Origin of the sequence: Gilliamella sp. B14384G10, assembly GCF_016101685.1 — a bacterium.
Classification (GTDB): domain Bacteria; phylum Pseudomonadota; class Gammaproteobacteria; order Enterobacterales; family Orbaceae; genus Gilliamella; species Gilliamella apis_A.
Map to the genome: position 1 here is coordinate 498,336 of NZ_JACFQA010000002.1, position 22,454 is coordinate 520,789.

The 22,454-nt window shown below is 34.0% G+C and carries 24 protein-coding genes; 14 read left to right on the forward strand and 10 right to left on the reverse strand.

Annotated features, from left to right (window positions below):
- Positions 1 to 272 precede the first annotated feature (272 nt).
- Complete coding sequence (locus H3T54_RS06620; protein WP_198221597.1) at positions 273 to 1,460, forward strand: histidinol-phosphate transaminase; 1,188 nt, start codon at positions 273 to 275, stop codon at positions 1,458 to 1,460.
- 67 nt (positions 1,461 to 1,527) lie between these two features.
- On the opposite strand, the gene H3T54_RS06625 is transcribed toward H3T54_RS06620, so the two are convergent.
- The 4 genes from H3T54_RS06625 to zapB all read right to left on the reverse strand — a co-directional run bounded on the left by H3T54_RS06625 (position 1,528) and on the right by zapB (position 4,995).
- Positions 1,528 to 2,064, reverse strand: a complete 537-nt coding sequence (locus H3T54_RS06625; protein WP_110448108.1) for a C40 family peptidase — start codon at positions 2,062 to 2,064, stop codon at positions 1,528 to 1,530.
- Positions 2,006 to 3,370 carry a DUF3482 domain-containing protein gene (locus H3T54_RS06630; RefSeq protein ID WP_198221599.1) on the reverse strand — a complete coding sequence of 455 codons (1,365 nt, stop codon included), beginning with the start codon at positions 3,368 to 3,370 and terminating at the stop codon, positions 2,006 to 2,008. The genes H3T54_RS06625 and H3T54_RS06630 overlap by 59 nt, the downstream gene beginning before the upstream one ends.
- Before the next feature lies 1 nt (position 3,371).
- Positions 3,372 to 4,673 (reverse strand): DUF2868 domain-containing protein, encoded by a 1,302-nt coding sequence (locus H3T54_RS06635; RefSeq protein WP_198221601.1) that lies wholly within the window; start codon positions 4,671 to 4,673, stop codon positions 3,372 to 3,374.
- Positions 4,674 to 4,749: 76 nt separating this feature from the next.
- Entirely contained in the window at positions 4,750 to 4,995 is a 246-nt protein-coding gene (gene zapB, locus H3T54_RS06640) for a cell division protein ZapB (protein WP_110448111.1), read from the reverse strand.
- 100 nt (positions 4,996 to 5,095) lie between these two features.
- Between zapB and tpiA the strand changes: the two genes are divergently transcribed.
- Entirely contained in the window at positions 5,096 to 5,860 is a 765-nt protein-coding gene (tpiA, locus tag H3T54_RS06645; RefSeq protein WP_110448112.1) for a triose-phosphate isomerase, read from the forward strand.
- Between the two features lie 54 nt (positions 5,861 to 5,914).
- On the opposite strand, the gene H3T54_RS06650 is transcribed toward tpiA, so the two are convergent.
- A complete protein-coding gene (locus tag H3T54_RS06650; RefSeq protein ID WP_110448113.1) occupies positions 5,915 to 6,142 on the reverse strand; it encodes a helix-turn-helix domain-containing protein in 228 nt (75 codons plus the stop codon).
- A gap of 155 nt (positions 6,143 to 6,297) precedes the next feature.
- On the opposite strand from H3T54_RS06650, the gene H3T54_RS06655 reads away from it, so the two are divergent.
- The 8 genes from H3T54_RS06655 to H3T54_RS06690 all read left to right on the forward strand — a co-directional run bounded on the left by H3T54_RS06655 (position 6,298) and on the right by H3T54_RS06690 (position 14,490).
- Complete coding sequence (locus tag H3T54_RS06655; protein ID WP_110448114.1) at positions 6,298 to 6,984, forward strand: LexA family transcriptional regulator; 687 nt, start codon at positions 6,298 to 6,300, stop codon at positions 6,982 to 6,984.
- A 216-nt stretch (positions 6,985 to 7,200) separates the two neighbouring features.
- A complete protein-coding gene (gene mnmA, locus H3T54_RS06660) occupies positions 7,201 to 8,319 on the forward strand; it encodes a tRNA 2-thiouridine(34) synthase MnmA (RefSeq protein ID WP_198221602.1) in 1,119 nt (372 codons plus the stop codon).
- Between the two features lies 1 nt (position 8,320).
- Positions 8,321 to 8,971: a high frequency lysogenization protein HflD gene (gene hflD / locus H3T54_RS06665; RefSeq protein WP_198221604.1), complete on the forward strand. Its 651-nt coding sequence runs from the start codon at positions 8,321 to 8,323 to the stop codon at positions 8,969 to 8,971.
- Positions 8,972 to 9,001: 30 nt separating this feature from the next.
- Positions 9,002 to 10,369 carry an adenylosuccinate lyase gene (purB, locus tag H3T54_RS06670; RefSeq protein ID WP_198221606.1) on the forward strand — a complete coding sequence of 456 codons (1,368 nt, stop codon included), beginning with the start codon at positions 9,002 to 9,004 and terminating at the stop codon, positions 10,367 to 10,369.
- A gap of 118 nt (positions 10,370 to 10,487) precedes the next feature.
- Positions 10,488 to 11,405: a hydroxymethylbilane synthase gene (gene hemC / locus H3T54_RS06675; protein ID WP_198221609.1), complete on the forward strand. Its 918-nt coding sequence runs from the start codon at positions 10,488 to 10,490 to the stop codon at positions 11,403 to 11,405.
- On the forward strand, positions 11,405 to 12,139 hold the full coding sequence (locus H3T54_RS06680; protein WP_198221611.1) for a uroporphyrinogen-III synthase: 735 nt from the start codon (positions 11,405 to 11,407) through the stop codon (positions 12,137 to 12,139). The genes hemC and H3T54_RS06680 overlap by 1 nt, the downstream gene beginning before the upstream one ends.
- Before the next feature lie 22 nt (positions 12,140 to 12,161).
- Complete coding sequence (locus tag H3T54_RS06685) at positions 12,162 to 13,580, forward strand: uroporphyrinogen-III C-methyltransferase (protein WP_198221613.1); 1,419 nt, start codon at positions 12,162 to 12,164, stop codon at positions 13,578 to 13,580.
- A gap of 10 nt (positions 13,581 to 13,590) precedes the next feature.
- Complete coding sequence (locus H3T54_RS06690) at positions 13,591 to 14,490, forward strand: heme biosynthesis HemY N-terminal domain-containing protein (protein WP_110448121.1); 900 nt, start codon at positions 13,591 to 13,593, stop codon at positions 14,488 to 14,490.
- 60 nt (positions 14,491 to 14,550) lie between these two features.
- Here the strand turns inward: H3T54_RS06690 and H3T54_RS06695 are convergent, their stop codons facing one another.
- On the reverse strand, positions 14,551 to 14,874 hold the full coding sequence (locus H3T54_RS06695; RefSeq protein ID WP_198221615.1) for an AzlD domain-containing protein: 324 nt from the start codon (positions 14,872 to 14,874) through the stop codon (positions 14,551 to 14,553).
- Positions 14,871 to 15,566: an AzlC family ABC transporter permease gene (locus H3T54_RS06700; protein ID WP_198199587.1), complete on the reverse strand. Its 696-nt coding sequence runs from the start codon at positions 15,564 to 15,566 to the stop codon at positions 14,871 to 14,873. The genes H3T54_RS06695 and H3T54_RS06700 overlap by 4 nt, the downstream gene beginning before the upstream one ends.
- Positions 15,567 to 15,795: 229 nt before the next feature.
- Here H3T54_RS06700 and gmk point away from each other — a divergent pair, with 229 nt between their 5' ends.
- A complete protein-coding gene (gmk, locus tag H3T54_RS06705; RefSeq protein ID WP_198221617.1) occupies positions 15,796 to 16,425 on the forward strand; it encodes a guanylate kinase in 630 nt (209 codons plus the stop codon).
- Positions 16,426 to 16,486: 61 nt separating this feature from the next.
- On the opposite strand, the gene gloA is transcribed toward gmk, so the two are convergent.
- Both gloA and H3T54_RS06715 read right to left on the reverse strand, forming a co-directional pair.
- A complete protein-coding gene (gene gloA, locus H3T54_RS06710; RefSeq protein ID WP_110448125.1) occupies positions 16,487 to 16,894 on the reverse strand; it encodes a lactoylglutathione lyase in 408 nt (135 codons plus the stop codon).
- Between the two features lie 228 nt (positions 16,895 to 17,122).
- Positions 17,123 to 17,614 (reverse strand): glycine zipper 2TM domain-containing protein, encoded by a 492-nt coding sequence (locus tag H3T54_RS06715; RefSeq protein WP_110448126.1) that lies wholly within the window; start codon positions 17,612 to 17,614, stop codon positions 17,123 to 17,125.
- 165 nt (positions 17,615 to 17,779) lie between these two features.
- Here H3T54_RS06715 and H3T54_RS06720 point away from each other — a divergent pair, with 165 nt between their 5' ends.
- From H3T54_RS06720 to pgm, 3 genes are all read left to right on the forward strand, one after another.
- Positions 17,780 to 17,965 carry a hypothetical protein gene (locus H3T54_RS06720; protein WP_198221619.1) on the forward strand — a complete coding sequence of 62 codons (186 nt, stop codon included), beginning with the start codon at positions 17,780 to 17,782 and terminating at the stop codon, positions 17,963 to 17,965.
- Positions 17,966 to 17,986: 21 nt separating this feature from the next.
- On the forward strand, positions 17,987 to 18,490 hold the full coding sequence (locus tag H3T54_RS06725) for a replication initiation regulator SeqA (protein WP_198201080.1): 504 nt from the start codon (positions 17,987 to 17,989) through the stop codon (positions 18,488 to 18,490).
- A gap of 74 nt (positions 18,491 to 18,564) precedes the next feature.
- Positions 18,565 to 20,202 (forward strand): phosphoglucomutase (alpha-D-glucose-1,6-bisphosphate-dependent), encoded by a 1,638-nt coding sequence (gene pgm, locus H3T54_RS06730; RefSeq protein ID WP_110448128.1) that lies wholly within the window; start codon positions 18,565 to 18,567, stop codon positions 20,200 to 20,202.
- Between the two features lie 61 nt (positions 20,203 to 20,263).
- On the opposite strand, the gene H3T54_RS06735 is transcribed toward pgm, so the two are convergent.
- Positions 20,264 to 21,946, reverse strand: a complete 1,683-nt coding sequence (locus tag H3T54_RS06735) for a hypothetical protein (protein WP_198223315.1) — start codon at positions 21,944 to 21,946, stop codon at positions 20,264 to 20,266.
- Between the last annotated feature and the right edge of the window lie 508 nt (positions 21,947 to 22,454).

Below are 22,454 nucleotides of genomic sequence, written 5' to 3' on the forward strand. Positions count from 1 at the left end.
TCAGGCAAAAATAGTCTTAGTTATGAGGTCTTAAGATCATTGTTCGTATATTCATTAATAGTAGCAATGATCTTAAACATTGATATAATGCAGTGCAAATCCGAACTAAATTAGTGCGCTTTTCAATCTAGCTAATTAGTATTCAAACATCATAAATTCACCAATCTTTAATTTTATCAATTTGATATCAGTTATTTCTATTTGTTTATTAAATTGGTATGAATCTTGCTGTATTTTATATTTGTAAAAGCGGACTGAACGTGAGGTGAATTATGGTAACAAATTTAAACATTAGTCGTAGAACATTATTGGGTTTTTCTACTGCAGCTATTGCTGGGTTATCTGTAAATCAATTATTATCTAAAGCCTATGCTAGCGAGTTACAAAAAACGATTTCATTCTCACTTCCGGTAATGGATACAGCTGTTACACCTAGTCTAGATAATCCAGTTAGACTCAACTTTAATGAAAATGCCATAGGTATGTCGGGAACAGCCAAACAAGCAGCTATAGATGCAGTTCCGAAAGCTAATCGATATGCTAAAGCTGAAATACTGCTATTGAGTAAAAGATTAGCACAGTATCATAATGTTAGCGAGGGACATATTTTATTAACAGCAGGATCATCTGAGGGTATTCGTAGTGCCATTGCTGCTCATATAAATCCTAACACTCAACTAGTTATTCCAGAATTGACTTATGGTGATGGGGAGCATTTCGCTAAAACTTTTAATTTGAAAATAACTAAAGTTCCTTCATTAAAAGATTGGCAAATTGATATTAACGGTTTGCGCAAAGCGGTTGAAAATCATCAAGGATTTTCGATTGTTTATCTAGTAAATCCGAACAATCCTACATCTACGGTAATTGGTTACAAAGAAGTTGAATCGTGGATAACAAGTAAGCCTAAAAATACATTATTTATTATTGATGAAGCTTATGCCGAGTTTGTCAATGATCCGGTATTCCGTTCTGTTGATAGTTTAATTTTTCAAGGTTATAGCAATATTATTTTACTGAAAACTTTTTCAAAAATTCATGCTATGGCAGGTTTGCGAGTCGGTTATGTTGTCAGTTCGCCAGATAATATCAAAAATATTGGTCAGTATGTAGCAGGTGAAAAACTGAATTACTGTGGAGTTTGTGCAGCTCTTGCATCAATCGATGATAATCAATTTTTGACCTACTCAAAGAAAGCAACTGATGTATCACGTAATATTATGGAAAAAGTATTGTCAGAATTAGGATTACACTATCTTAAATCAGAAACAAACTTTATCTTTCATAAGAGCCCTATTGAGTTGGGACAATATCGTGAATTAATGAAGAAAAATTTTATATTAATAGGACGTGATTTTAATCCAGCTACCAACTGGTGCCGAATATCATTGGGAACACCTGGCGAAATGTTGTATGTTGCCAATGTGTTATATGGTTTAAGAGAAAAATCACAGATATAAAATTGGAAAAACTAAGGAAAGGAAACAAAGACTCACTGAATATATTTCATATCAGTGAGTCAAAATTTTATTTAACTTTAGTATCAATTACCCGACGAGTCATCCAATAATGTTTTTTCCAATAATCTTCTTTTAAATTAGAGAAAATAACACCTTTTGATGTCGAAGCATGTAGGAATTTACCATCAGCATAATAGATGCCAACATGCAAACCACTTCGACTACGGCCAGTTTTAAAAAATACTAAATCACCAGCTTTAGGGGTGGTAACTTTATAACCTAATTTAGCTTGTTCAGCAGCACTTCTTGGTAGCGTTTTTGCCAATCTATTTTTGTAGAAATTCATGACTAAAGCAGAACAATCACTACCGGCTAAAGTCGTCCCACCATAACGATATGGGGTTTTTTTCCATTTTTTATAATGTTGATCGATTTTTGCCAAAATAACTGGATCTGATTTATTTACAGCTACTTGCCCCTGACTACTACTACAACCAAACAATACAAACAGAGAAAAAATAAGTGAAATTACTAAACATCGTTTTCTAACACTGCTGCAATTGTTGCGCAACTTGATTAATAACCGACTGTCTTTTTTTATCATTTCTTTTTGATCCTTTATTTAAAGTCGACCACTGCGAATAACGTCTCGCTACCTTTAGACTTTTAGGTAACACACCTTTTTGCCACTCGTTTTTATCTAATCTAGATAACCTAATCGGGCTGGTGTTCGCGTGGCTGCGATAATTTAGACTCTCTTTTAGTTGAACTAATCGTAAAGAAAGAAAACAAATAATCACATCATCAACACTTAATTTACTATATCCAGAAAACTGATAGCGCATTCTAGATCCATAATGCTTTGCAGTTTGCATCAAACTACCCACCGCAGCGCCAATTAACGCAGCTGAACCAAAGGATAATCCACCGGTAGCTAAATCAATACTAGCTCCGATAGTTGCGCCAGACACAAATCCTTTGGTCAAATGCATACCCATCAATTTCAACGCATCTAAGTTAAACAAATCAGCATTATATCTACCTTTAATTAAAGGTAGATTCTCTTCACTCTCTTGAGTTGAATCAAATTGATATAGTTGCAATAAATCGTTAATTACTTTTTGTTCACGTAACCTGACTTTATTTTGCATATCAGTTACAGCTTGATTATCATCCGATTTTGCCATTTTATAAAAAGCAGTCACATCAACCAATGCTTCGGCAATAAGCTTATTTGCTGTATGATTACGCGATTCACGAATCCTCGTAATATTATCTAACCAATTATCCAATATTTTTTTAGCTGGTTCAATTAATAAAGCTAAACTTTTGTATAATTTTTCCTCACCATCTATGGGTGGAAACATAGCGTCGAACCCAATGATAGCATGGATCCCCATTCTTGAAAGCAATCTTTTCCATTCCTTTTCGTTTTGTTCTTTAGTTGAAGTGAAGTTAAGGACAGCAAGAATGGGTTTATCACTATTCGCTAAGATGGCTAATTCATCGTGATATTTAGGTAGCACAGGCTCTCTCACATCGATGACATAAATAGCTGCATCACAATTTAACACTTGTCTAATGACTTTTGCTTCTTGATTAAAAAGGTTTTCAGCCTCTGGACTTTGTAAAAAATTCGTTAATTTATCGATACCATCAAGCTTAGTATTTGCTGGTAAAAGTTGTGTTATATAATCATAAAGCGCCAAACTATCTTCAAAACCAGGAGTATCATAAAAAGTGATGTCAGTATCATTAGCCAACGGCAACTTAATCGACTCGACGTGTCTTGTGGTGCCTGGTTTATCTGAAACATCACCAAAATGACTATTGTACGATAATGCTCGTAAAAGTGATGTTTTACCAAAATTTGCATGGCCAACTATCGCTAATTTCAATGAAGTTATCATATTAATTATCCTGCTCTAACCAATTAGGATTAGCTAATGGTAAAGATAACGATTGCCAATTATGAAATTGCTTTCCTTGATTAATAAACCATATCCGAGATTGCTGTGATTTATTAATTAACTGTTGAATAAAGTTCAATAATCCTCGATCAGGTGCTCGATCAGTATCGATGGCAATTAATAATTTTTTCGCCGGTTTTAGTTGCAAATGATCTAATATAGCAATCCGTTGTTCACGGGTATTGAGAAATCCATAGAACGGAACAATAGTTGCCGGTTTCCAACTGTCAACGATGTCCACTGCAACCAAATAGATACCATGTACTTCTTCAATTTGCGAAATCGGCAATTGCCATCTAATTTCACCTAATTTATCTTCATCTTCTACATTAGTGACTAATGGCTGCAATTGTCGTGCTAGTATTTGATAATCTGGATCATCTAAATTTAATTTAATTTTACGACTACTTAGCATCCAGATGACACCACAAGAAATCATTAGAAATAAACGGACAATTAAGCCATAAAAAATAAAAACGCCAATCAGCCATATCGCCCATGAAGAACGAATATCACCAGCACTTAATGCATGTTCACTAAGTTTAATCACTTCATCTTTTGGAATAGAAAATCCAAACCAAGAAGGTAAATAACCTAAATAATGAGTCAATTGGATAATTGAATCCGCACTTAATAAAGTTGTTTTCCATTCAAAACTATAATGTTGTGTAGAAAAAAGTACTAACAAAACGATTAAAGCGCTAGTCAAAATAACTGTCCAAAACAGATTAAGAACAAAACCTAATAACCAACGAATTCGATAACCAACTAATGAAACAAAAGCGGGAACAAGTTGTTGCACGGTCTTTTTTTGGTAAAGTTTTTCTGCTATCCATAACCAACAGTGAATTAATAAGCTACCACCAAACCGAGAAAAAAATAACATTGAACAAAGCCAGATAATTAGCGTAATAAAATGAACACCCAATAAACTGAATAACGCCCAATATAAATTGATTGGATTTTGACTCAATGCGCCAAATGTCAACGAGCTACCGATAAAAAGCGATAAAAACAATAATAGCAAAAATGAGAGCTTAATTGAGCGCAACATGACTTTTTGTGCCAAATATAAACCATTTTGTTTAGATAATAAGGTAGCTCGCATAACAATACGATTAACCAAAGATGTTGACATAGCTTTAACTTGCCGATTAATATCTTGATCAGCAAAGCGTCCAGATTGTGACTCAATTAAATGAATAGTTTCAGTAAGCCATAAAGATTTTAGCTTTTCACGCATTTTAATTTAATTTTCACATATTGGTTCGTCATAAAAGAAACGCGACATAAGTCGCGTTTAAAATCGATTAAATCGCTTACTGGGTAATTTCACCAATTTTATTTAAAAGAGTTTGAATCCGTTGCTGCCAAATTTGTTGGTCTTGTTTTAATTTTTCATTTTCATCACGTAATGCTTTCATTTCATCAGAACTATCATTAATTAATTGCTCAAGTTCTTGATTGCCTTGTTTTAATCTAGCGATCTCTTGTTGCAATGTATTAATGGTGTTAACAGTGTTTTGAATTCTAGTTTCTAATTGATTCAATATTTCTAATGACATATTTTTCCTCAAGCTCAATTTATTTGGTGTATAATAAGTAGTATTATAACCAATTCATTCTGAAATCAACACCTTTTTAAATTTTAAGTTGGAGAAAAATATGCGAAAACCTCTCGTTATGGGTAACTGGAAACTCAATGGTAGTATCGGTATGGCAAAAGACTTAGTCACAGGATTAAGAAATGAGCTATCAACAGATGCCAACTGTGGCATTGCAATTGCACCGCCTAGCGTTTATTTAGATTTTGTAGCACACCAATTAGGTGGCTCAAACATTCTTTTAGGCGCTCAAGATGTCGGTATTCATCTTTCTGGTGCTTATACTGGTGAAGTATCAGCAACTATGTTAAAAGAAATCGGCGTAACTCACGTTATTATTGGACATTCTGAACGTCGTACTTATCACAAAGAATCTGATGAATTTATTGCGCAAAAATTTGGTGTATTAAAAGAAGCAGGTTTAGTACCAGTACTTTGTATTGGTGAAACTGAAGCTGAGAACGAAGCTGGCCAAACTCAAGCAGTATGTGCTCGTCAAATCGATGCTGTCATTAATGCATTAGGTGTACAAGCATTTAACGGTGCGGTAATTGCTTATGAACCAGTTTGGGCAATCGGTACAGGAAAATCTGCAACTCCTGCTCAAGCACAAGCTGTTCACAAATTTATCCGTGATCATATTGCTAAACAAGATGCAGCTGTAGCTGAACAAGTAATCATTCAATATGGTGGTTCAGTTAATGATAAAAATGCAGCTGAACTATTTACACAACCGGATATTGATGGTGCTTTGGTTGGTGGTGCTTCATTAAAAGTTGATGCATTTGCAGCAATCGTTAAAGCAGCAGAACAAGCTAAGAAATAAAACGTAAGACGCCTATCTTAGGCGTCTTTTTCTACTCAGTAATACAATTGTAACTTATTTTTTAACCTTCTTTTCGTATCTAGATGGCCAAATTTGCTCAACAGGTACTTGTAAATATTCAGAGATAATACGTTCATATTTAGGACAATGTCGATATAATGCATTACGTAAAGTATCAGCCTGTAAACCACTTGAACGTGAAAGAGCTCTTAAATTTCCACCTCGAATTTTAATCTCACCTACTACTCTTGATGGTGTCCAGTCTTGATCTTGTTCTCTCATTATGAGATCCTCTATTGGTTAAATTTTTTGCTATTGTAAAGATTATCGGTATTACGCGACTAAAGCGATAACAAGTTACCAACAAAGAATAACATATAAAAAAACGAATTAAAATAATAAAAACAAAAAAATATCTAGAAATGGAATAAAAAACAATGGAAAATAAAGTAAAAAAACAGTCAGATCAAGAAAAAACACGAGCACTAACCAGTACGGGAGTAATAAACTTTAAAAATCGATTAACTATTGTTTTAGAAGGTCTCTCAGGAAACGCTTTTGCAAAAAAAGTAGGAATGTCTGAAGCAGTAATACGAGATTATTTATGTGGTAAAACCTATCCATCGCTAAATAGATTGGCAACAATAGCTCAGAAATGCGATGTACCAATCGAGTGGCTTGTGACAGGAAAGGGAGAATGTCGTTTACTTCCAGAAAGCCAAGGTAAAGGTTCTATTGATATTCCATTTCATCATCTCAATGAAACAAATAGTGCATTTTCAGTTTTGGAAACAATTCCATTTGATATCACCTTAATCAAACATCATGGTTGTGAAGTTGATAATCTAGTCGCTGTTTGGGCTAAGGGTGATAGTATGGAACCAACTATATCAAATCATGATATCCTTATTATCAATAAAGCTTATGCTAAACCTATTGATGGTTTTCTTTATGCGGTACAGTACGATGAGCATATAAGTATCAAGCGTATTCAAAATCAAGGTGCTAACTTAGTTTTAATTTCAGATAACCCTAAATATCCAGCTATGGTGGTTGACAGAAAAGAACAGGACGATTTTAAAATAATCGGTCATGTAGTCTATTTATTAAAAGATCTTAATTAATATCACCATAATAAAACTATTTCTAATTTTAACTCCATTGATATTATCAATGGAGTTTTGAACCATAATTATTTTTTTCTGCGAATAAACATCAGCAGACAACTATTAATCAAAATTTGTTAATCTAATCCATATCCCTCTTTTGCATAGCCTTATACATTTCATCATAATTATGCTAAAATTATCACAAAATTTTTGCCCATTGATTTAGTTATTATGCCAAATATAAACACTCGAAAAAAAGTCGTTGTCGGCATGTCTGGCGGCGTAGACTCTTCCGTTTCTGCTTATTTATTACAACAACAAGGTTACGATGTTGTTGGTTTATTTATGAAAAATTGGGAAGAAGATGACACTGAAGAATATTGTTCAGCGGCGATCGATTTAGCCGATGCGCAAGCAGTTTGTGATAAATTAAACATCAAATTACACACAATCAATTTTGCTGCCGAATACTGGGATAACGTATTTGAACATTTTTTATCCGAATATAAAGCGGGTAGAACGCCTAATCCTGATATCCTGTGCAATAAAGAGATCAAATTTAAAGCTTTTCTTGAATATGCAGCCGAAGATCTTGGCGCTGATTATATCGCTACCGGTCATTATGTTCGCAAGCGAGAAAATGGAAATAAAGTCGAATTACTGCGCGGTATAGATAACAATAAAGACCAAAGTTATTTTTTATATACGCTGAGTGAAAATCAAATTAGACAAAGCTTATTTCCTGTTGGTGAACTGGAAAAACCACAAGTACGAAAAATAGCCGAAAAACTGGGCCTAGCAACAGCAACAAAAAAAGACTCAACAGGGATCTGTTTTATTGGTGAAAGAAAATTCAGTGACTTTTTAGCTCGTTATTTACCCGCACAATCAGGAGTGATTCGTACTGTAGACGGTGAAGTTATTGGTCAACATCAAGGTCTAATGTATCACACATTAGGACAACGTAAAGGACTTGGTATAGGTGGTCTAAAACAAGCCGATGATACACCATGGTATGTTGTTGACAAAGACATAAAAAATAATGAATTAATTGTAGCCCAAGGTCATGATCATCCTGCTTTGTTTTCGGATGGATTAATTGCTCAACAACTACACTGGGTTGATCGTAAAGTTGTAACTAAACCTTTTCAATGCACAGTAAAAACCCGTTATCGTCAACAAGATATTGTTTGTAATGTCACACCATTAGAACAAGATAAAATTCAAGTAATGTTTGAACAACCTGTTGCAGCAGTAACACCAGGGCAATCAGCGGTATTCTATCAAGATGAAGTCTGCCTTGGTGGCGGTATTATTGAGGAACGAATTGTAAGCAGTAAGGATCATTAAAGTGAATAGTAAATACCATCATATTGCAATAGCCCTTGCCGGCGTAACACAAAGTGCGTCACTTATTCCCCAAATTGCTAATACAGGGGTTTGTAACAATACGCTTTATCAAATAGCAATTAAAAGCATATTTAAGACATCACCAAAAACCACTGATGATGTTTATGATGGTATTATCAATATTAAAACTGGTCTTGAAACACTTATCTCACTACTATCATCCAATCAAAAGCAACAAGTTGAAATCATCCGTTATTTGTTTGGTGCATTAAGTGTCACTAGCAAACTTTTAAAAAATAATGATGCACTAGGTAAAATCGATCAACGTTTACAACGGATATCTGGACTTTATTCAGATATGAATCAGGAGACAATTGGTAATCATGTTGATGATCTCTCTTATTCATTAGCGGGAATCTATTCGGATATTATCAGTCCTCTATCAACCAAAATCAAAGTAGTAGGTAAAGCTGAGTATTTACAAAATTCATTAGTGCAAGCCAAAGTTAGAGCTTCACTACTAGGTTGTGTTCGTTCCGCCATTTTATGGTACCAAGTTGGTGGTAGTCGCTGGCAAATTTTGCTGGGTCGTAAACGAATATGTAATGCAGCACAAGAATTATTAAAAGATATTAATCAACAAAGTTATTAAATTTAAAAAAATAGCAACGGAGTAAAACCGATGGAATTATCTGCTCTTACCGCCCTATCACCAATTGATGGTCGTTATGGTGACAAAACAACAGAATTACGCACCATTTTTAGTGAATATGGTTTGTTAAAATATCGTGTGCAAGTTGAAGTTCGATGGCTACAAAAACTCGCTAAACAAGCAGATATTCTTGAAGTACCAACGCTAAGTGAGCAAGCTACTAAGCACCTTAATAAAATTGTTGAAAACTTTAATGAACAAGATGCAATACGCATCAAAACAATCGAAAAGACAACAAATCATGATGTTAAAGCTGTTGAGTATTTCTTAAAAGAAAAAGTTAACACTAACGAAGAACTGCAAGCTATTAATGAATTTATCCACTTTGCCTGTACATCAGAAGATATCAACAATCTATCTTATGCTTTAATGTTAAAAACAGCCAGAGACACAGTTCTTATCCCTTACTGGAACAAATTAATTACTATCATCACTACGCAAGCTAAGACTTATCGTGACTTACCATTATTATCAAGAACACACGGACAACCAGCTACGCCTTCTACCATCGGTAAAGAATTTGCCAATGTTGCTTATCGATTAAAAAGACAGTTAAAACAATTAGAGTCAATTGAAATCCTAGGTAAAATCAATGGTGCTACAGGTAATTATAATGCGCATATGGTTGCTTATCCACAAATCAATTGGCATAAATTTAGTGAGGAATTTGTAACTTCATTAGGATTACAGTGGAATCCATATACTACCCAAATTGAACCACATGATTATATTGCTGAATATTTTGATTGTATTGCCCGTTTTAATACAATTATGATCGATTTTGATCGTGATGTTTGGGGGTATATCGCTTTAAATCATTTTAAACAGAAAACCGTTGCTGGTGAAATTGGTTCTTCAACTATGCCACATAAAGTTAACCCAATTGATTTTGAGAATTCAGAAGGCAATTTAGGCCTTGCTAATGCAATCATGAGTCATCTTGGTAGTAAATTACCTATTTCTCGTTGGCAACGAGATTTAACCGACTCAACGGTATTACGTAATCTCGGAGTAGGTATTGGTTATGCGATTATTGCTTATCAGTCAACACTTAAAGGTCTAAATAAACTTGAAGTAAATCAAGAGCATCTACTTGATGAACTTAATCGAAATTGGGAAGTATTAGCTGAACCAATTCAAACCGTGATGCGTCGTTATGGTATCGAAAAACCATACGAAAAATTAAAAGAATTAACGCGAGGTAAACGTGTCGATGCACAAGGAATGCAACAATTTATCGATTCGTTAGCGTTACCTGAACATGAAAAAGCTCGTTTAAAACAGTTAACCCCAGCAAATTACATTGGTTTTGCCATTAATTTTGTTGATGAATTATAACTGACATTATGAGTGTCGCAGCCTAAAACTCAAACATAATGAGTTTTAGGCTAACCAATTTATGTTGAATGACATATAACAACAAAAATATTTAAAATTCGGTAGATAGGGAGCATCATTGAAAATCCGCATCGCAACAAGAAAAAGTCCCTTAGCCCTTTGGCAAGCTAACTTTGTTAAACAACAATTAATGACTATCCACCGAGATTTAACCGTTGAACTAATCCCAATGGTAACTAAGGGTGATGTACTATTGGATAGTCCGCTATCGAAAATCGGTGGTAAAGGGTTATTTGTCAAACAATTAGAACAAGCCATAATAGATAATAAAGCTGATATTGCCGTTCATTCTATTAAAGACATTCCAGCTCAATTTCCTACAGGATTAACACTTGCTACAATCTGTCAACGAGATGATGTTCGTGATGCATTTATATCAAATCAATATCAATGTTTAGATGATTTACCTAATGGCGCTATCATTGGCACCTCAAGTTTAAGACGTCAATGTCAATTACGGGCTAAATATCCACATCTCATAATCAAGGATTTACGTGGTAATGTTGGTTCGCGCTTATCAAAATTGGATAATCAAGAATATGATGGCATAATTCTAGCTGCGGTTGGTTTAAGACGACTAGGATTACAGGAACGAATCAAGCAATACATTGATACTGACTTAATTTTACCCGCGGTAGGCCAAGGTGCAGTTGGTATCGAAACTCGAATCAATGATGAAACAATCTTGCAATTACTTGCGCCACTTGATGATAAACATAGCCGAATTTGTATTCAAGCCGAAAGAGCAATGAATCAGGCATTGCAAGGTGGCTGTCAAGTGCCTATTGCCTGTCAAAGTCTTTTAAATAACAATTTATTAACCTTAAATGGTTTAGTTGGCAGTCTAGATGGTTCAACAATTATTAAAGTTAGTATAACAGGAGCTGCCACAGAAGCCGAGAGCTTAGGTGAAAAATTGGCAGCAAAATTATTAGCTAAAGGCGCTGATAAAATATTAGCGGAACTAATTAACTAATGATTTATATTACTCGCCCTTCCCCCGAAGGGGATAATTTAACCCGATTATTAAATCAAGCCAATGTATCAGCAATACATCTACCTTTTTTTAATATCTTAGCTGGTCAAGATCTGAGGCATTTGCAGCAACAATTGGATAACCTCAATCTAAGTGATATGGTTATTATTGTTTCACCACAAGTCACTTATATGATTGAACAATATCTGCCTAATCTCAGGTTACCTAATCACCTTCGCTATTTTGCCATTGGCAAAAAATCTGCCAAATTATTTAGTCAGCAAAATAACGTTCATGTTGATTACCCTAATGAAGAAAATAGTGCCGGATTATTATCATTATTAAATCAACAAGCAATAAGTGGTCATAATGCATTAATTCTTTGTGGGGATAATGGTGGTCAACAATTATCTCAGCAGTTAAAATTGCAAACAGTTAATGTGAAAACAATTGCATGCTATACTCGTCAAACTATTACTTATAAACCAAACATATTAGCCGAAAATATTGCCCAACAAATCATATTAATTACAAGTGTTGATCACTTATTACAACTAGATATTTACTGCCAAAATAAACATAAGAATGAAGCGCAACTAATCGTTACCAGTGAGAGAATTTTTACAAAAGCTAAACAGTTAAATTGGCAAAAAGTTTTAAAAATTGTTAGCGCAAATAATCAATTTTTATTTAAAACAATGATAACTCTATGTCATAATGCCAAAAATATTTAAAAAATCTAAATGAGGTTAATTTATGCCAGCAAAATACTATGGTGCCAATGCAACACTTTCAAACATCAGCACCACTTCATTTAGTCAACCGCCTATACCTAATGCAAACAAAGAAGCGAAAAAGACGATGAACGTAGATAAAAAAGAACCAATCAAAAAAACTTCTAGTCCAAAAATCGAACAACCAACCAATTCATCGGTTAATAGCAGTAAATCCCATACACCTGTATCAAAACTGTCGGTACTTGCCATAGCATTAACAGTTTGTCTAAGTGGATTTGTTTATTTCCAAGGATATAAACAAATTGAAAATCAAAAGCGAAAGATTGCCACCTTACAAACAGAAGTTGCAAACTTAAAGCAAAATACTAAAGCTAGCATAATTAATGATTTGCAAAGTAATATTAATGATGCCGTTAATCAACAAAACCAACAGTTTACATCTTTATCACAACGTGTTGATCGCCAATTAAATGAAAACCAAAAGATTCAACAACAATTAACCATACAAATTAACGATGCAACTAAGTTAAACGAACAAAACTTAAATACTATTAATGAACGTTTATCAGCCCTATCCACACTTGATAATAATGTTTGGTTAATCTCACAGGCTAACTATTTAGTCCATCTTGCTGGTAGAAAAATTTGGAATGACCAAGATTATACCAGTGCTCGTCTATTATTAAAAAGTGCTGATGAAAGTTTGGCCAAAACCAATGATCCAAGTCTATTAGCCGCAAGACAAGCCATCAGCAAAGATATTAATGCCTTATCACAAATCAGTTTTATTGATGAGGATGGAATTATTATTAAGCTATTAGGTTTATCTGAATCATTAACAGACCTACCTTTAGTCGGTAATTATAAAGAAGCTGCGCAGGCAGTTAACCAAAATGAAATTAAAACCGCAGATGAGGTTTCAACAAGTAATAAACCGTCATCGAACTTAGCTGAAAATGATAATGTTAGCTCATCAATAGATGATTGGTCAGATAATTTACTTGTCAATGCCGAAAAATTTATGGACAAATTTATCAAAATTGAAAAACTTGACGCAAAAGATAACCATTTTGCCACTTGTTTAGATAAGGCTGGTAATGATGAAAAGCAAATTGTTAGATGTCAAATTTTAAAAACACCTTTAAGTTTAGAACAGACTCTGTATCTTCGTGAAAATATTCGTTTCCGGTTATTAATTGCGGCACAGGCAGTACCAAGACATCAAGAACTCATATATCAACGTGCTTTACATGATGCTTCGACTTGGATTAATGCTTATTTCGATGGTAATGCATCAGCAGTTAAATTGTTCTTAAATGATCTTGATAGTTTACAAAAACAATCGATTAGTAATCAAAATATCCCCGATAAACTCGACAGCATTATTGAGCTTGAAAAATTAATGCAAACCCGAGTCAAATCAGCATTAGGTAAATAGGAGAATAATAATGTTAAAAATACTCATTATTTTCTTAGTATTAGTCGGTGGATTTTTCCTTGGCCCTATTTTTGAAGGCCATCAAGGGTCAGCGGTATTTGAAGTTGCTAAATATAGAATAAGTATGTCTTTTAACTCATTTGTCATATTACAATTGTTAGGATTACTTGTCCTGTATTTAGTTTATGAAATATGTAAAAAAATCTTCAACTCAAAAACTGCTCTAGGTGAATGGTTAAGATTAAAATCACCGAAAAAATCGGTTAAACGTGTTGAACAAGCGCAATTTTACCTTTTACAAGGTGATTATCAACAAGCCGCTAAACTATTTATGAAAAGTGCCAAAGGTGCAAAAAGCTCAACTTTATCTTATTTACTTGCAGCTCAAGCACAAATTGATGCAGACCAATTAATCGCCGCCAATCAATCTTTAGTCGAGGCGGCAAAATGTTGCCAACCAAAAGAGTTATTTGCTTTTCAACTGGTACAAATTCGTCTACAACTCAAAAATCATGAATATAGTGCAGCTAAAATCACAATTGAAAAATTATTAAATGAAAAACCGCGTAATGTTGAAATATTGAGATTGGCAGATCAACTCTATTATGAAACGGAAGATTATCAATCGGTTATTGATTTACTACCAATCATGTATAAAACTAAAGCTTATCCAGACTCTCAACTTGATCAATTTAGACAAGCAGCCTATATTGGCCGTATCAAACAATTATCAACCAATAGTGATCCACTTGCTCTAATAAAATGGTGGAAACAACAACCAAAAGTTATCGTCAATAACTTAGCTAATCAGAAAGCAATGGCCAATTATTTAAATCAATTAGGCCAAACAGCCGAAGCGGAAAAGCTGACTAAAAGCATTATAAGATTGGAACAAAAAGAAAGAACCTAAAAAAATTAAATAGTAAAACAGGGCAATAGCCCTGTTTTTGTTTGAATAAAAAAAATCAGCTTAGATAATAAAATAGCGAATTAATGCCATACTACTCATTCCAACAATAACGACCCACATTAAGTTACGAGTCAAAACAGCAATACCAATAGTTGGCACTGCAGCTAAGCAATATTCAACATTAAAACTAGGAAATTCGCCTTGTTTAACTATAAAAAGATTTTCAACAAATAGTGCCGTTAAAATACAAATAGGTACATAGGATAAAAAACGAATGACTACTTCAGGCAATTGCAATTTTCTGACTAATAAGAAAGGGATAACCCGAGGTAACCAAGTCACCAAACCACTACCCAAAATGATTAATATACTATAAATACTCATGCTTTACGCTCCACAATAATCCCCATAAAGCAACCGGCAAAAGTACTAAATAATATCGCCATTTCTGATGAGACAAAACGTAATAAAAAGATCAATATCACACTGACCGTCAACATTGCTATAACACGATTTAGAACTGTTTTAGATTTATCACCTGTTAACTGTAAATAAAGTAAACCAATAAACATCGCCACTAATGCATAATCTAATCCAAATTGTGCTGGATTGGGTAACCATTCACCAATCAATGCCCCAACTAAGCATGATAATATCCACGCAGAATAAGCGGTTATATTTAGTCCATGCATCCAGGCTGGATTTACGGGTTGTTTATTAGCAATAGCATTCATGGCTACTGCAAAACTTTCATCAGTTAATAGACTGCCAATACCAATATTATTCAATAATGAGAAACGACGAAATGCCGGTGCGGTAGCCATACTCATCAAAAAATGCCGTGAATTAACTAAAAACACCGTAAAAATAATCGCTGTTATTGGTGTTGCTACCATCATTAAACCGGTGATGATAAATTGTGATGCACCAGCATAAATAATAATTGCCATGAGAGTCACTTCTAATACCGATAAGTTAGATGCTTTACCCACAACACCTGCGGCAATACCTATTCCAATATAACCCAATAAAGTTGGAATACACGCTTGTACACCATCTTTAAATGTTAAAGACATTTTCCTTTCCTTAATGAAATAAATTGCTATCTAATATATTTAGTAATTGTAATAATATTGATTCAATTTCTATACTACATTATTCGTTATATAATTGATTGCTAATAATAAAATCTAGATGTAACAATAAGCCACATACAATAAGCAAATTTTGTTATAATAGCGCCTATCGGCTCTTTGTGACAATAAAAATCACTCATTATCTTATTAAAAAACGGTAATATTATTTATGAATACGGGTACTTTATTCATTATCTCGGCACCAAGTGGTGCTGGTAAATCAAGTCTTATTCGTGCCTATTTAGCACAAGAAAATCACCATCCAGCAAAAGTTTCTATTTCTCATACGACAAGAAAACCAAGACCTGGAGAACAGCCTGGTGAACATTACTATTTTGTTGATAATCAAAAATTTGAATCATTAATTAAGCAGAATGCTTTCGTGGAATATGCGCATGTATTCGATCACTATTATGGAACATCTAAAGCCGAAATTGAGCAATCTTTAATGCAAGGTATTAATGTTTTTTTAGATATCGACTGGCAAGGGGCGAAACAAGTTAGGCAGCAAATGCCCGAATCAAAAAGTATTTTTATCTTACCACCATCATTGAAAGAACTTGAAAATCGACTCATCAAACGAGGTCAAGACGATGCTCAAGTGATCAGCAAAAGAATGCATAAAGCTCAATCTGAAATTTCACATTACAATGAATATGATTATGTGATTATCAATGATGATTTTGATGAATCACTAAGGTCATTAAATGCCATTATGACTAGTGCTAGTCTTGAACAAAGCAAACAAGCTATAGCACATCAACAGCTATTAGCCGCTCTATTAGCTGCGAAATATTAACTCAATTTAACGAACCAATATCGCCGATAATTCGGCGATAGTTAAAATTAGCATAACTGAATTAATTGCCTAATGCTTTAGTCGCTTGGCTATTTTGAATTAACTCTATTTTATAACCATCGGGATCTTCAACAAAAGCAATAATCGTTTTTCCCCCTTTCACTGGACCAGCTTCACGAGTAACTCGACCGCCAGCTTGACGAACATCCTCACACATTTTAGCGACATTATCTACACCAATAGCAATATGACCGAAAGCTGTACCGTGATCATATTTTTCTGTTCCCCAATTATAAGTTAATTCAATTACTGAACTGGTTGATTCATCACCATAACCGACAAAAGCGAGTGAATATTGATATTCCGGATTTTCACTGGTTCTTAGCAGTGTCATTCCCATAACTCGAGTATAGAAATCAATTGAACGTTTTAAATCTCCGACTCGGATCATTGTATGTAATACACGCATTGCTATATAGTTCCTTATTACTATTAAAACATTTAGTTTGAGTTTAGCGATTTGTGATTAGACAGGCAAATTTTTATGTCGACTAAATAATCAATTAGCTGATGGGGATTAAATAGCTAATAAGATAATTAAAATTAAAAGAAGCTTTCACTTATAATAACTATAAGCGAAAGCAAATTCAGATAAAACTAGCCAGATTTAAATGATAAATTTGAAATAAATAAGATATTATTTACCACTATATCTTGGAGCTGCATTGATACGTTGACCATTAGTAATTAATTTAACATTTTGTCCAGCATAAAACTGTTTAGCATCACCTTTTTGTACGATAACAAAATTAGAACCATTTTCAGGTTTAATTTCTAATTCAACTGCATCAGCTTGACTAGATTTGTTTTCAATCGCATCACCTAATATTGCACCACCAATAGCGCCCGTTGCTGTAGCTAAAATTCTACCGGTACCATCACCAATCGTATTACCTAAAACACCACCAATTACAGCCCCACCTACAGTACCAGCTAAATTACCATTATTTTTACCATCAGAATTCGCTTGAATCTTAACTGCTCTTACCGATACAACTGTACCATAACTTACTTGTTGGACTTGTTTTGCTTGGTCGGCTGTATAAACATCGCCAGAGTAAATATCACTATTACTACATCCAGATAAAATAGCTGCTAGAATAGTTAATGTGACGATTTTTTTCATAATTTATTCCTCATATAATTTGAGTATACTTTTTTATACCATGTTTAGCATAATATTCTTTTTGAAAAACAACAATATCATTTTCATTTTTTTATCATTAGATAATATAATTTTTGGTTAACTTGAGTTATACTCAGCTCAATTGTTAATCTACCATACAACAAGTACATGAAACGGTTATTTTTTCCTTTACTATTATCAGTTATGATAACGGCCTGTCATGATGAAAATCAACAACCGACGACAAAAAACGAAACCGTCTCTCATCAATCTAAACCAGATTGTTTACAAGACAAACCAATTAAAAGTTTAAATTTTGACGCCATTCCCGTTGATGGTTGTCCGGTAAAATAATTTAATAGGCAAAGTAACAGAATGAAAACTATCGAAATCGACGAAGAACTTTATCAATTTATTGCAGGTCAAACTAAACATATTGGTGAAGATGCATCAAGTATTTTGCGACGTTTATTAAACTTTAATCAACCTGTATTAACTAAAGCTGATCCTATATTAGCCAAAGAAAATCACTACCCTATTTTTAATGATCTACTTACTAGCGATACATTTACAAATGAAAAATCGATCATTAGCCGTTTTTTATTACTACTTGGTGCCCTCTATAACTACAACCCGGCACTATTTTCAATTGCTGCAACATCACTACATGGTAGTAAACGGCAATACTTAGCTAAAGATAAACAATCTTTAGAAACCTCAGGAAAAAACACTAAACCACGAGAAATTGTTGGTACCCCATATTGGGTAATTAGTAATACAAATACAGCTAGAAAACTTCATATTATTGAATCAATTATGAGTGACATGGGTATCTCAGAAAGCATGATTAATCAAGTTATCCATGCTTTTTTACCGTAAACTATATAATAATTCACTAACATAATGATTATAAAAGTGAATATTAAAATAAAGTTATGAAAGAGGAGTAAAAAATGGCTAAGTCAAGCCGTGCAGGATTATTAGCTCAACCATCTGACCTAATTAATATCCAAGAATTACAAAATAACTATTATCAAATTCAACCAGATGTTGATAATGTTAGCCAATTAGTTATTTTTGGGACATCAGGTCATCGTGGTAGCTCAAATAAAGCAACCTTCAATGAAGTACACATATTAGCAATTGCCCAAGCAGTAGCCGAATATCGCAAAGCAAACAATATTACTGGACCATGTTTTATTGGTCAAGATACCCATGCTTTATCTGAACTTGCTTTAAAATCAGTGCTTGAAGTCTTTGTGGCGAATGAACAAACTGTAGTTATAGCGCAAAATTGGGGCTATACTCCCACACCAGTGATCTCTCATGCAATATTGACTTATAATCAGGATAAACAATCTCAATTAGCTGATGGCATAGTTATTACTCCATCACATAATCCACCTGAAGATGGCGGTATCAAATATAATCCGACTAATGGTGGTCCCGCTGATACTGATATAACTAAACAAATCGAAAATCGTGCTAATGAATTATTAAAAAATAACCTTAGTGGTGTTAAACGTGTTAGCTTAGAGAAAGCAATAAAATCAGACTACGTTCATACTAAAGAATATGAAACTGATTATGTTAACGATCTTGAAAATATTTTAGATCTGTCATTAATTAAAGCATCATCGCTAAAAATTGGTGTTGATCCACTTGGCGGTGCATGTATTACTTATTGGCCCCGCATTGCTGAAAAATACGGCATAAACCTTGAAATCGTCAACAATAAAATTGACCCAACATTTAGCTTTATGCACCTTGATCATGATGAAGTGATCCGTATGGATTGTTCAAGTCGCTGGGCAATGGCCGGTTTATTAAACCTCAAAGATAAATTTGATTTAGCTTTTGGTAACGATACTGATGCTGACCGTCACGGCATTGTTACACCAAAAGGGTTAATGAATCCGAATGCTTACCTTTCAACTTGCGTAAACTATTTATTTCAAAATCGTCCACAGTGGCATCAAAATATCGCTATTGGTAAAACGCTGGTCACTAGCTCAATGATCGATCGTGTTGCTAATAGCTTAAACAAAAAATACCTTGAATATCCAGTTGGCTTTAAATGGTATGCTGATGGACTTTATCATGGTAAACTCGGTTTTGCCGGTGAAGAAAGTGCAGGTGGTTCATTCTTAAGAACTAATGGCAAAGTTTGGGCAACGGATAAAGATGGCATCATTTTATGCTTATTAGCGGCGGAAATGACGGCTAAAACAGGCAAAAATCCACAGGAGCAATACCAAGAACTTGAAGCTAAATTTGGTGTTTCTTATTATGGTCGAATTCAAGCACCTGCATCATTTACTGAAAAACAAAAATTAGCCAAACTCGATGCCAGCCAATTAACCACAGATAAACTAGCTGGTGAGGAAATTACTCAATGCTTAACCACTGCTCCGGCGAATAATGCGCCAATTGGTGGTTTAAAAGTGATCACGCAAAATGGTTGGTTTGCTGCTCGTCCTTCTGGTACAGAAGATGCTTATAAGATTTATGCAGAAAGTTTTATCAGTAATGAGCATCTATTAACTCTTCAACAAGAAGCACAGCAAATAGTCGCTAAAGCAATTCAATAAACTAAACTTAGGTAGGTTAATCAAAATTAACCTACTTTTTATTTATAATCGTAATTAACACTTAAGGTGTAACACAAGCAGCAAAAATACCGTCCCCGAGAATCATATCAATTGTGTCGATATATCCTTCATTTACATATATAAATGGTTTTCCGTTATTTTTAGATTGCTCAGATTGTGAAATTACATTATTTGTCCAATACTGATACGATTGCCAGTCTGTTCCTGTATAAGTTTGGCAAAGCATATTATGACCAGGATCATACAAATCATCTTCAGCCATACACCCCCATTCATTCGCAATTCCACCAATCCATTTTCCATTCTCCTGATAACTTAATTGCCGACGAGCAAACGTTCCATACTCATTAACATAACCGCCAATCCAACCATAGCCAGGATTGGTATTGGAAAAATCATTCACATCTGGCAATCGATAACCACTACCTAAACTTTTACAATAATCCCTTGCCTTAGCTTGATAATTTAACGCCTCATCGTTAGAACTAATAGGGCGAGAATTTTCATTTTCATTATTAAAAATAATCTCAGGATTAGCAATAAACCAACGCATTAATTTAAATTCATAAATTAGCGTACTTTTATTACTATCAGCATATAATCTGAAAGTCATTGGTCTAAAATTCTTATCCGTAGAATTGAAACGTGGCCCGATTAAGGTTATTTTTATAGCAGGTTCAGCCAATCCATATGGATACGGTCCATGACCACTATGCTCCCATTCAGTGGTTTTACTTACACTTAATGATAAACTAACATTGCCCCCCTCTATAGATTGTACAGTACTGCCATTGGCAGCTAATACCGCTTCAGGTGTTATACCGCCAAATAGTAAATAAAAATACAATCCATGTGACCCGGTCGTTGGAAAGTTATTTTTAGTTATTGAAGTTTCACCTTGATAATTACCACTATTGGTTGCTCGTAATACCTTAATACCTTTACTTGGATACCCTCGATAAACACCATAATCATGGTCACTCTCGACTTGTGCGACATCCCATAAAATTCCATCTACCTGATAATCAATACCGCCTAGACTCCCCCCATCAAAGAACAAATTTGGCTGGGCATAACACACTTTTGGATCTAATTTTGGCGTTAAATAATAACTATGTGAACCTTCTTGAAAATGATTTGTATTGGGATCACCATAAGGTGTAGTTAACTCACTATCACTAGCACTAATGGTTATTTTATGGACCCCATCACATAAATCTACAATGGTATCAGGATGACTTTTCACCTTCGATGTAATATCTATAAATGCGTTTTTAGCATTAATATCTGCTACAGCAGGATTACGGGCTTCCCATTTTATCTTAATGTCACCTGTCGCGGTTGCAGTAATAAGGTCACTATCATCAAATCCATCACCATCATCATCAGCAAAATAATTATACGGTGCAGCAAGTAAATCAGTCATATTTATTATAGGAAACTGATTATTGCCTGATATAGGTAATGGAACAATCGTTTGTACACTGGCATAAGTATTTGTTTTATCAGGTAACTCAATCGGATTGGATATACTTGATACATCATTTTGCGGGGTTATCACAGTACCATTAGGTAATTTAATTGCCAGTAGCTCTTCTGTACTCGTTATTTTACTAACACCATCATCTAGCGTTAAATAAGGCGCTGAACCTTGAATAATATTGGTCGTTTTAGTGGTTAATGCATAATTAGAAAAAGAGATAGACTGTAAAACAAACACCATTAACACGAAAACTATCTGCCGAGATAAAAAGGCTAAACCAAGAAATTTTAAAAAATTTTGCCGAATTTGCTGGAGAAATGAATTGTAGTGAGATAATAAACTGCGCGTGCTTAACTTTACTAACGTTAAATTATAGGTTGGGCATGTTTGGTGTTTGGTGTTTGGTGTTGTAAATTATAATACATATCCGACATCCATGTCAACTAAATTAATGATTTATTTGCAATTTTATACCTATTGGCACAAAATTCATCCTGTTATATAAATAAGTTATAAAAGTATAGTGATTGAAAAAAACCATGCAACTTATTTCGACTGTTAAATTGTTAATTTTTGTAAAGTTTAATGTAATATTACACTTTAATTATTCCTTTAAAACCAATTTCGAAGAGGTTATTAGAGGATTTTTGGCTTTAAAAACCTTGTTCCTCAAATTTTTTATAATCGACCTTTATTATTTACTCTATGGTCAATCATTTCTTCATGATGATATGCCTTATTAAATTAA

Excerpts from the sequence above, each read along its gene's own strand:
- H3T54_RS06620 (WP_198221597.1), top strand. The coding sequence starts at position 273 with ATGGTAACAAATTTAAACATTAGTCGTAGAACATTATTGGGTTTTTCT.
- H3T54_RS06625 (WP_110448108.1), bottom strand. The coding sequence starts at position 2,064 with ATGATAAAAAAAGACAGTCGGTTATTAATCAAGTTGCGCAACAATTGC.
- H3T54_RS06630 (WP_198221599.1), bottom strand. The coding sequence starts at position 3,370 with ATGATAACTTCATTGAAATTAGCGATAGTTGGCCATGCAAATTTTGGT.
- H3T54_RS06635 (WP_198221601.1), bottom strand. The coding sequence starts at position 4,673 with ATGCGTGAAAAGCTAAAATCTTTATGGCTTACTGAAACTATTCATTTA.
- zapB (WP_110448111.1), bottom strand. The coding sequence starts at position 4,995 with ATGTCATTAGAAATATTGAATCAATTAGAAACTAGAATTCAAAACACT.
- tpiA (WP_110448112.1), top strand. The coding sequence starts at position 5,096 with ATGCGAAAACCTCTCGTTATGGGTAACTGGAAACTCAATGGTAGTATC.
- H3T54_RS06650 (WP_110448113.1), bottom strand. The coding sequence starts at position 6,142 with ATGAGAGAACAAGATCAAGACTGGACACCATCAAGAGTAGTAGGTGAG.
- H3T54_RS06655 (WP_110448114.1), top strand. The coding sequence starts at position 6,298 with ATGGAAAATAAAGTAAAAAAACAGTCAGATCAAGAAAAAACACGAGCA.
- mnmA (WP_198221602.1), top strand. The coding sequence starts at position 7,201 with ATGCCAAATATAAACACTCGAAAAAAAGTCGTTGTCGGCATGTCTGGC.
- purB (WP_198221606.1), top strand. The coding sequence starts at position 9,002 with ATGGAATTATCTGCTCTTACCGCCCTATCACCAATTGATGGTCGTTAT.
- H3T54_RS06680 (WP_198221611.1), top strand. The coding sequence starts at position 11,405 with ATGATTTATATTACTCGCCCTTCCCCCGAAGGGGATAATTTAACCCGA.
- H3T54_RS06685 (WP_198221613.1), top strand. The coding sequence starts at position 12,162 with ATGCCAGCAAAATACTATGGTGCCAATGCAACACTTTCAAACATCAGC.
- H3T54_RS06690 (WP_110448121.1), top strand. The coding sequence starts at position 13,591 with ATGTTAAAAATACTCATTATTTTCTTAGTATTAGTCGGTGGATTTTTC.
- H3T54_RS06695 (WP_198221615.1), bottom strand. The coding sequence starts at position 14,874 with ATGAGTATTTATAGTATATTAATCATTTTGGGTAGTGGTTTGGTGACT.
- H3T54_RS06700 (WP_198199587.1), bottom strand. The coding sequence starts at position 15,566 with ATGTCTTTAACATTTAAAGATGGTGTACAAGCGTGTATTCCAACTTTA.
- gmk (WP_198221617.1), top strand. The coding sequence starts at position 15,796 with ATGAATACGGGTACTTTATTCATTATCTCGGCACCAAGTGGTGCTGGT.
- gloA (WP_110448125.1), bottom strand. The coding sequence starts at position 16,894 with ATGCGTGTATTACATACAATGATCCGAGTCGGAGATTTAAAACGTTCA.
- H3T54_RS06720 (WP_198221619.1), top strand. The coding sequence starts at position 17,780 with ATGAAACGGTTATTTTTTCCTTTACTATTATCAGTTATGATAACGGCC.
- H3T54_RS06725 (WP_198201080.1), top strand. The coding sequence starts at position 17,987 with ATGAAAACTATCGAAATCGACGAAGAACTTTATCAATTTATTGCAGGT.
- pgm (WP_110448128.1), top strand. The coding sequence starts at position 18,565 with ATGGCTAAGTCAAGCCGTGCAGGATTATTAGCTCAACCATCTGACCTA.
- H3T54_RS06735 (WP_198223315.1), bottom strand. The coding sequence starts at position 21,946 with ATGGTGTTTGTTTTACAGTCTATCTCTTTTTCTAATTATGCATTAACC.